Origin of the sequence: Nonomuraea indica (genome assembly GCF_002850745.1) — a bacterium.
Taxonomy (GTDB): Bacteria; Actinomycetota; Actinomycetes; order Streptosporangiales; family Streptosporangiaceae; genus Nonomuraea; species Nonomuraea indica.
Genome location: NZ_KZ559467.1, coordinates 312,373 through 321,308, shown reverse-complemented (window position 1 = coordinate 321,308; position 8,936 = coordinate 312,373). Strand labels below are relative to the sequence as shown.

The window sequence follows — 8,936 nt, the reverse complement described above, 5'->3', positions numbered from 1 at the left end:
GGGGGGGGGGGGGGGGGGGGGGGGGGGGGGGGGGGGCGGGGCGCCGGCCCGGGCAGCCGGAACCACGACGCGCCGCGCTCGCCGGAGGATGCTCCGGCGAGCGCGGCGCGTGCGGTGACCGCGGGGCAGGCCCCCGGTCAGTCGTCGTTGTGCGACGGTTCGGTGTAGCGGGCGAGATAGAGCTGCTCACCCAGGCTGTGGATCAGCGCCAGCTCGGTCTCGAGGTAGTCGATGTGGTGCTCCTCGTCGGCCAGGATCTCCTCGAAGATGCGGGCCGAGGTCACGTCGCCCTTCTCCCGCATGAGCTGGATGCCCGGCCGCAGCCGCTGCACGACTCCCAGCTCGAGTTCGAGGTCCGCCCGGAGCTGCTCCTCGACGGTCTGGCCGATGTGCAGGGTGCCCAGCCGCTGGTAGTTGGGCAGCCCCTCGAGGAACAGGATGCGATCGGTGAGCACCTCGGCGTGGCGCATCTCGTCGATCGACTCGTCGCGGGTGTATTTGGCCAGCTTGGTGTAACCCCAGTTCTGCTGCATCTTGGCGTGCAGGAAATACTGGTTGATCGCGGTCAGCTCGGCGGTCAGCTGCTCGTTGAGCAGTTCGATGATCTGCTTGTCGCCCTGCATGAACGGGCCCCTCGTACCTAGGCGGTCGTGAGTTCTTCAGACCGTTTCAGGATCGCACATATCTTCCGCACGCAAGAGGCACAATCCCCCCCGGCACCCGTGGTGTCGCGCACCTGCCGCGCGCTCTTGGCACCGGCGGCGATGCAGTCGTGGACCTCGCTCTCGGTCACGGCACGACAGACACACACATACATCGGGGGAGCGCCTTTCAACACATCGGAAGCCCGCTTAGGTTAGGCACGCCTAATGTAACCGACTTCGGTAAGGCTTGCCTATGTTAGCCGCGCCACAGATCGCGGGCTTCCGGGTCAGGCGTCAGTGTCCCCTGGCGATCCATTCCTCCAGGTGAGGGGCCTCCGCCCGGATCGAGGTGGAGTCGCCGTGGCCGGTGTGCACCACGGTCTCGCCGGGCAGCGTCAGCAGCCGGTCGCGGATCGACTCGATGATCGTCTCGAACGACGAGTAGGAGCGGCCGGTCGCGCCGGGGCCGCCCTTGAACAGCGTGTCGCCGCTGAACACCGCGCACAGGTCGGCCGCGTGCAGGCAGACCGCGCCGGGCGAGTGGCCGGGCGTGTGGATCACCTCCAGCGTGATCCCGCCGGCCTCCAGCTTCTCGCCGTCGGCGAGCGGCTGGTAGGGCACCTCGTCGCCGTAGACCTGCTCCCACAGCACCTGGTCGGCGGGGTGCAGGCGGATCGGCGCGCCGGTGAGGGCGGCCAGCTCCCTGGCGGCGTTGATGTGGTCGTTGTGGGCGTGGGTGCAGACGATCGCCCTGACCGTGCGGCCGCCGACGCGGTCGGCGATGGCCCGCGCGTCGTGCGCGGCGTCGATGACGAGGACCTCCCGCGCGCCGCCGACCAGCCACACGTTGTTGTCGACGTCCCAGGTGCCGCCGTCGAGCGAGAACGTCCCGGAGGTGATGACCCTGTCGAGCATCAGAGGACCACCACCGATCGCAGCACGTCGCCGCGGTGCATCTTGGCGAACGCCTCCTCCACCTCGTCGAGCCGGATCGTCTCGGTGACGAACTTGTCCAGCGGCAGCCGGCCCTGCCGGAACAGGTCGATGAGCATGGGGAAGTCGCGGCTCGGCAGGCAGTCGCCGTACCAGGACGACTTCAGGGCGCCGCCCCGGCCGAACACGTCGAGCAGCGGCAGCTCCAGCGTCATCTCCGGCGTCGGCACGCCCACCAGCACGACCGTGCCCGCCAGGTCGCGGGCGTAGAACGCCTGCCGGTACGTCTCGGGCCGGCCGACCGCCTCGATGACCACGTCCGCGCCGAACCCGCCGGTGAGGTCGCGGATCGCCTCCACCGGATCGCTCTCGCGCGAGTTGACCGTGTGGGTGGCGCCGAAACCGCGCGCCCACTCCAGCTTCCGGTCGTCCACGTCCACCGCGACGATCGTGGCGGCGCCGGCCAGCGAGGCGCCGAGCACGGCCGCGTCGCCGACGCCGCCGCAGCCGATGACCGCCACCGTGTCGCCCCGGGTCACGCCGCCGGTGTTGATCGCGGCGCCGATGCCCGCCATCACCCCGCAGCCGAGCAGCCCCGCCACCTCGGCGGGCGCCTCGGCCGACACCTTGGTGCACTGGCCCGCCGCGACCAGCGTCTTGCCCAGGAACGCGCCGATGCCGAGCGCGGGCGACAGCTCCGTGCCGTCCTCCAGGGTCATCTTCTGCGTGGCGTTGTGGGTGGCGAAGCAGTACCACGGGCGGCCGCGCAGGCAGGCACGGCACTGGCCGCAGACGGCCCGCCAGTTGAGGATGACGAAGTCGCCCGGCTCCAGCCCCGTGACCCCGTCGCCCACCGCCTCGACGACGCCCGCCGCCTCGTGGCCGAGCAGGAACGGGTAGTCGTCGCTGATGCCCCCCTCACGGTAGTGGAGGTCGGTGTGGCAGACACCGCAGGCCTGGACGGAGACCACGGCCTCGCCCGGCCCGGGGTCGGGGACGATCACCGTCTCGACGGAAACTTCTCTGCCTTTACCTCGGGCGATGACACCCTGCACTTCGTACGGCATGGCAGCCATCTTGTGTCAGGAGGGTGATCACCGCAAGACTCACCGGCCCGCCGGGCCGGTGTCCGGCCGGTCGTCGGAGGCGTCCTCCAGGAGCCGGAACAGGTCGCTCCGGACCTCCTGGATCCTCGGGATGTCGCGCAGCACGAGCCGGCCGCGCTCGCCCGCCGACTCGACGGTGAGCGTGCCGCAGCCGAGCAGCCGCTCGATGAGCGTCTGGTCGGAGCTGACCGTGGTAAGCCTGGCCATCGGGATCTCGTCGGTCGACTTGTTCAGCACGCCGGTGCTGATCGTGAAGCGGTGGGTGGTGAGCACGTAGCCGGTGTTCTTCCACCGCAGGTAGGGGACGAACGACCAGACGGTGAGCAGGGCCAGCGCGACGGCGCAGATGGCGATCCTGGCGTAGCCGGCGTACTCCCACGTGCCCGGGACGAGCCAGATCCCGGCGCCCGAGGCGAGGGCGAGGAGCACCAGCGCGGCGCAGGGCCCGGCCAGCATCCGCCAGTGCGGGTGGAAGGACCTGACGCGCCGCTCACCCTCCGTCAGCTGGTGGTCAGGGATGCTCATGGGGCAGATGGTGCCACCTTGGCGGGTCGCGCGGCTACCCGCCCGGCCGCACGTGGACGACGTCGCCCGCGCTCAGGGTGTAGCGGCGGCCCTCGGCCGTCACCTGGAGGTGGCCCGCGTGGTCGATGCCGCCGGCCCGCCCGCTCAGGAACCGGCCGCCGGGCAGCTCGACCCGCACGTCACGGCCGATGGTGGCGCTGGAGGCCTGGTAGGCGGCCCGCAGCCCGCACCTGTCGGCGTCGCCGGCGGCCTCGCTCCAGTCGCGGTAGTGCGACTCGACCTCGCGCAGCACGGCGCGCAGCAGCGGGTCACGGTCGAGGCAGGCCCCCTCCTGGACGGCCAGCGACGTGGCGGTCTCGACAGGCAGTTCGTCGGCCCTGAGCGACACGTTGAGGCCCATGCCGATGACGACCGCGTCCTCGACCCGTTCGGCCAGCACCCCGGCCAGCTTGCGCTCGCCGATCAGCAGGTCGTTCGGCCACTTGAGCCGCACGTCCAGCTCCGCGAGCCGCCGCACGGCCGTGGCGGCGGCGACGGCGAACAGCAGCGGCAGCCAGCCCTGCGTCTCGACCGGCGGGCGCGGCCGCAGCAGCACGGAGACCATGAGCCCGGAGCGGGGCGGGGCGGTCCAGACGCGGCCGAGCCTGCCCCGGCCGGCGAGCTGCTCCTCCGCCACCAGCACCGCCCCCTCCCGGGCGCCCTCGCGGGCCAGCGTGGCGAGGTCCGCGTTGGTCGAGCCGGTGCGCTCGACGACGGTCACGCCCGTCCACACACTGCCCGGGCGGACCAGGGCTCGGTTCAGCGCCGCCTCGGAGAGAGGCGGGCGCTCCAGGTCGGAGTAGCGGGAGTCGGGCACCCTCCCATCTTGGCGGACCTCGCGGGGCGCTCCGTACCCGCCCCCGCCCGGCCGTGTCTCCGCCGTGCGGCGAAGATGGAGGGGTGCGCTACCTCACACTCCCCATCACCTCCCCCCTCGCGCGGCGGCCATGACGGGCCGCCCGGGACCCACCACCCGCGTCCGCGTCCGCCGTCTCACCGGCGCCACGGCGGGTGACCGCCGCGACGACCTGGCCACCGAGGAGCCGCTGGAGATCCGCGTCGCCTCCCCCGACGGCGCCCGCCGGACCGTCGCGATCACCATGCGGACCCCCGGCCACGACTTCGAGCTGGCCGCCGGCTTCCTGCACGGCGAGGGACTGGCGGCGGCGGACGGCATCGCGGCGATCGGCTACTGCACCGACGAGGACGTGCCGGCGCAGGCGCGTTACAACACGGTCACCGTGCGGCTGCGCGGCCCCGTCCCCGACCTGCCGTCGCTCGACCGGCACTTCCTGACCTCCAGCGCCTGTGGCGTGTGCGGCTCGGCCGGCCTGGACACGCTGCGCGACCGCTGCCACCCGCTGCTGCCGGGCTCCGTCGTCGTCACCCCCGAGGTCCTGTACGGCCTGCCGGACCGGCTGCGCGCGGCGCAGGGCGTGTTCGGCAAGACGGGCGGGCTGCACGCCGCGGGCCTGTTCACCGCCGAGGGCGAGCTGGTGGCGGTGCGGGAGGACGTGGGCCGGCACAACGCGGTGGACAAGCTGGTCGGCTGGGCGGCGCTGAACCGGCGGTTGCCGCTGGACCGGCACGTCCTCATGGTCAGCGGCAGGACGAGCTACGAGATCATGCAGAAGGCGCTGGCCGCCGGTGTCCCGGTGGTGTGCGCGGTGTCGGCGCCGTCGTCGCTGGCCGTGGAGCTGGCCAGGGAGTTCGGGATGACGCTGGTGGGGTTCCTGCGCGGCCGCCGGTGCAACGTCTACGCGGGGTACGACCGCGTGCGCGAAGCAGTGGAATAAAGCGTTCCGTTCTGGTATTCTGGGAACAGAACAAGCCGTTCCGCTTCTTCAGCCGAAAGGGTCCACCATGAGCACCGAGATCCGCCCCTTCCGCATCGAGATCCCCCAGGCCGACCTGGACGACCTGCGCGACCGGCTGCGCCGCACCCGCTGGAGCGCCGAGCTGCCCGGTGAGGGGTGGAGCCGCGGCGTCCCCACCGGCTACCTGCGCGAGCTGGCCACCTACTGGGCCGACGGCTACGACTGGCGCGCCGCCGAGGCCCGGCTGAACGCGTTCCCGCAGTTCATCACCGAGGTCGACGGCCAGCCGATCCACTTCGCGCACGTGCGCTCGGCCAACCCCGACGCCACGCCGCTGCTGCTGCTGCACGACTGGCCCGCGTCCTTCGTGGTGTTCAGCGAGGTCATCGCCGAGCTGTCGCGTGACTTCCACGTGGTGGCCGGCAACATGCCCGGATTCGGCTTCTCCGGCCCGCTCGCCGGCCCGGGCTGGAACATCGGCCGGATCGCCGGCGCGTTCGTCGAGGTGATGGACCGGCTCGGCTACGACCGCTTCGGCGTGCAGGGGCAGGGCGGCGGCGCGTGGGCCGCCATCGAGATCGGCCGCCAGGCCCCGGACAAGGTCGTCGGCGTCCACGTCAACGGCCTGGTCACCTTCCCGTCCGAGGACCCGGCCGACTTCGCCGGCCTGACCGAGTCGGAGCAGGAGCGGCTGGCCCGGCTGCAGAACTTCCGCGACGACATGATGGGCTTCAACGTCATCCAGTCGACCCGCCCGAAGACCCTCGCCTACGGGCTGCACGACTCCCCCGTCGGCCAGCTCGCCTGGATCGTGGAGAAGTTCAAGGAGTGGACGGACGCCGAGCGCGAGCTGCCGGAGGACGCGGTGGACCGCGACCTGCTGCTGACCAACGTCAGCCTCTACTGGTTCACCGGCAGCGCCGGGTCGTCGGCCACCCTCTACTACGAGATGGCCCACGACGCCTCCGCCTGGGCGCCCAAGGAGCGCGGCACCGTCCCCACCGGCGTGGCGGTGGCGCTGAGCACCGACGTCGCCATCCGGCGCTTCGCCGAGCGTGACAGCAACGTCGTCCACTGGACGGAGCTGGAGCGCGGCGGCAACTTCCTGCCGGCCGAGCAGCCCGCCGCCTTCGTCGAGGACGTGCGGACCTTCTTCGCCTCGTTGTGACCCTCGGACCGGACCGCCGCGGCCCCCACCGGGAGGGCCGCGGCTTCCGGCTGTCAGCCCGTGTTCTGCAGACCCGCCGCCACGCCGTTCACCGACAGCAGAAGCAACGTGGACAGGCGGTCGCGCTCGTGGTCGGTGAAGGTGCCCGTGCGCAGCGCGCGCAGGGCGCGCAGTTGCAGGTGCGACAGCGCGTCCACGTACGGGTCGCGGAGCTGGACGGCCCGCGAGAGGACCTTGCGGTTCTCCAGCAGGCGGGTGTGACCGGTGACCTGGAGCACCAGGGACCGGGTCCGGTCGTACTCCGCCAGCACCTGCTCGGTGAAGTCCGCCCGGCCGCCCAGCTCCAGATAGCGCTCCGCGATGGACCGGTCGGTCTTGGCCAGCGACATCTCGGCGTTGTCGAGCATCGCGTTGAACAGCGGCCACTCCTGGTAGGCCGCGCGCAGCTCGTCCAGCGAGGCGACCGACGCCAGGCCGGTGCCCAGGCCGTACCAGCCGGGCAGGTTGACCCGGGTCTGCGCCCAGGCGAACACCCAGGGGATGGCGCGCAGGTCGTCGAGCGAGCGGGGCGCGCCGAGGCCGCGGCGGGCCGGCCGGGAGCCGAGGCGCAGCGACCCGAGCTCCTCCAGCGGGCTCACCAGGGCGAACCACTCGGGGAAGCCGGCGGCCTCGGTCAGCGACCGGTACGCCTGCTCCGAAGCGGTCGCGACCTGCTCGGCGAGCGCGCGGAAGCGGTCGGCGGCCGCGGCCGTGCGGGCTCCGACCGTCGGCGAGGAGGCCAGCAGGACGGCGTTGGCCACCTGCTCCATGTGCCGCCGGGCGATCGCCGTGTGCCCGTAGCGGGCGAAGATGACCTCGCCCTGCTCGGTGACCTTGAAGCTGCCCGCGACCGACCCCGGCGCCTGGGCCAGCACGGCGCGGTTGGCCGGGCCGCCGCCGCGGCCGAGCGCGCCGCCCCGGCCGTGGAACATGCGCAGCCGCACGTCGTGCTCGGCGGCCCAGGCGGTGAGCCGTTCCTGCGCCTCGTACAGGCGCAGCGTCGCGGCGGCCGGCCCCAGCTCCTTGGCCGAGTCGGAGTAGCCGAGCATGATCTCCATGCGCCGGCCGGTGGCGGCGAGCCGCTCCTGGACCTGCGGGATCTCCAGCATGCCCGAGAGCACCCGCGGGGAGTTGGCGAGGTCCTGGCCCGACTCGAACAGCGGCACCACGTCGAGCACCGGCGCCCGCGAGCCCAGCGCGTGCCGCGCCAGCTCGTGGACGGCGGCCACGTCGGCGGCGTCACGGGTGAAGGAGACCACGTAGCGGGAGCAGGCCCGCGCGCCGAACCGCTCCTGGATCCACCCGATCACCCGGATCGTGGCCAGCACCTCCTCGGTGCGCTCCGACAGCTCGCCGCCGGCCCGGACCTCCTCCAGCGCCGCCGCGTGCACCTGGGAGTGCTGGCGCACCTCCAGCTCGGCCAGGTGGAAGCCGAACGTCTCGACCTGCCAGACCAGGTGCTGCAGCTCCCCGTACGCCTGCCGCCTGGCGCTTCCGGCCAGGGAGTCCTGGACCAGGCGCAGGTCGGCGAGCAGCTCGTCGGGCGACAGATAGGCCAGGTCGAGGTCACGGCGGCGGGTGGCCGCGATGCGGGCGGCCACGAACAGCAGCCACTGCCGGTGCGGCTCGCGCGGCGAGCGGGTGGCCAGCTCGGAGACCAGCTCGGGATGGGCGTCCTCGGCCGCGGCGATCGCGGCCCTCAGCTCGGGTGACGGCGCGGCGAACTGCGCGGTGGCGGTGAGCGTGCGGCCGATGCGCGTGGCGGCGGTCTCCAGGGCGGTCAGCACGTGCTCGGCCTGGATCTGGACGGCCTCGCGGGTGACCTTGGCGGTCACGTTGGGGTTGCCGTCGCGGTCGCCGCCGATCCAGCTCCCGTAGCGGATGAACGGCCTGGCCAGCGGCGGGCGGGTGCCGCTCCCCTCGGCGAGCGCCACGTCCAGCGACCGGTAGACCTGGGGCACCACCCGGAAGAGGGTCTCGTCGAAGGCGGCCATGGCCGTGCGCACCTCGTCGAGCGGGTCGAGCTTGCTGGGGCGCAGATGGGCCGTGCGCCACAGCAGGTCGATCTCCTCCAGCAGCCGCCTTCGGCTCTCGGCCCGCTCGGAGGCGCCGCGGCCCGGCGTGTTGTACTCGGTGAGCTGACCGCTGATCCGCTGGATGGCGGTGACGACGGCGCGCCGGCGCGCCTCCGTGGGGTGCGCGGTGAGCACCGGGTGCAGCTCCAGGCTCTCCACCAGCTCGGTGACGCGCTCGGCGCCCAGCTCGTGCACGGCCTGCGCCAGCGACTCGCGCTGCACGCCGCCCTCGGTGTCGCGCTCGCGCAGCGTGCGGATGCGGTAGTGCTCCTCGGCCAGGTTGGCGAGATGGAAGTAGCAGGTGAAGGCGCGGGCGATCTGGACCGCCCGGTCGACCTCCCACTCGGCGACCATGGCGCTGACCTCGTCGGCCGAGGCCTCGCCCCGGCGAGCGGCGATGACGGCTTTGCGCAGCCGTTCGACATCGGCCAGCAGGTCCTCGCCACCCTGTTCGGCGATCACCTGGCCGAGCAGTTTGCCCAGCAGCCGCACATCGTGGCGGAGCTCCTCGGGCATCTCGGTGACGGCGGCGCTTCGACGCTCGATCCCCTGGTCAATCATGTCTCGAAGGGTATCCAGTCACCGTCGAC

Annotated in this window: 9 protein-coding genes; 2 read left to right on the top strand and 7 right to left on the bottom strand. The window is 72.6% G+C overall.

Annotation, left to right across the window (positions count from 1 at the left end):
• Window positions 1-137 precede the first annotated feature (137 nt).
• The 6 genes from bfr to CXR44_RS05580 form a co-directional block, all read right to left on the bottom strand.
• Window positions 138-623: a bacterioferritin gene (gene bfr, locus CXR44_RS05605; protein ID WP_101783803.1), complete on the bottom strand. Its 486-nt coding sequence runs from the start codon at window positions 621-623 to the stop codon at window positions 138-140.
• Window positions 624-640: 17 nt separating this feature from the next.
• Window positions 641-817, bottom strand: a complete 177-nt coding sequence (locus CXR44_RS05600; protein ID WP_101783802.1) for a (2Fe-2S)-binding protein — start codon at window positions 815-817, stop codon at window positions 641-643.
• Window positions 818-938: 121 nt separating this feature from the next.
• Window positions 939-1,559: an MBL fold metallo-hydrolase gene (locus tag CXR44_RS05595; RefSeq protein ID WP_101783801.1), complete on the bottom strand. Its 621-nt coding sequence runs from the start codon at window positions 1,557-1,559 to the stop codon at window positions 939-941.
• Window positions 1,559-2,644: an S-(hydroxymethyl)mycothiol dehydrogenase gene (locus CXR44_RS05590; protein WP_101783800.1), complete on the bottom strand. Its 1,086-nt coding sequence runs from the start codon at window positions 2,642-2,644 to the stop codon at window positions 1,559-1,561. Before CXR44_RS05590 ends, CXR44_RS05595 begins: the two co-directional genes overlap by 1 nt.
• Before the next feature lie 39 nt (window positions 2,645-2,683).
• A complete protein-coding gene (locus tag CXR44_RS05585; protein ID WP_101783799.1) occupies window positions 2,684-3,208 on the bottom strand; it encodes a PH domain-containing protein in 525 nt (174 codons plus the stop codon).
• Window positions 3,209-3,242: 34 nt separating this feature from the next.
• A complete protein-coding gene (locus CXR44_RS05580; RefSeq protein ID WP_101783798.1) occupies window positions 3,243-4,064 on the bottom strand; it encodes a biotin--[acetyl-CoA-carboxylase] ligase in 822 nt (273 codons plus the stop codon).
• 130 nt (window positions 4,065-4,194) lie between these two features.
• Here CXR44_RS05580 and fdhD point away from each other — a divergent pair, with 130 nt between their 5' ends.
• Both fdhD and CXR44_RS05570 read left to right on the top strand, forming a co-directional pair.
• Window positions 4,195-5,043, top strand: a complete 849-nt coding sequence (fdhD, locus tag CXR44_RS05575) for a formate dehydrogenase accessory sulfurtransferase FdhD (RefSeq protein ID WP_101783797.1) — start codon at window positions 4,195-4,197, stop codon at window positions 5,041-5,043.
• Between the two features lie 67 nt (window positions 5,044-5,110).
• On the top strand, window positions 5,111-6,232 hold the full coding sequence (locus CXR44_RS05570; protein ID WP_101783796.1) for an epoxide hydrolase family protein: 1,122 nt from the start codon (window positions 5,111-5,113) through the stop codon (window positions 6,230-6,232).
• A gap of 53 nt (window positions 6,233-6,285) precedes the next feature.
• On the opposite strand, the gene CXR44_RS05565 is transcribed toward CXR44_RS05570, so the two are convergent.
• Entirely contained in the window at window positions 6,286-8,907 is a 2,622-nt protein-coding gene (locus CXR44_RS05565) for a phosphoenolpyruvate carboxylase (protein ID WP_101783795.1), read from the bottom strand.
• Window positions 8,908-8,936 lie beyond the last annotated feature (29 nt).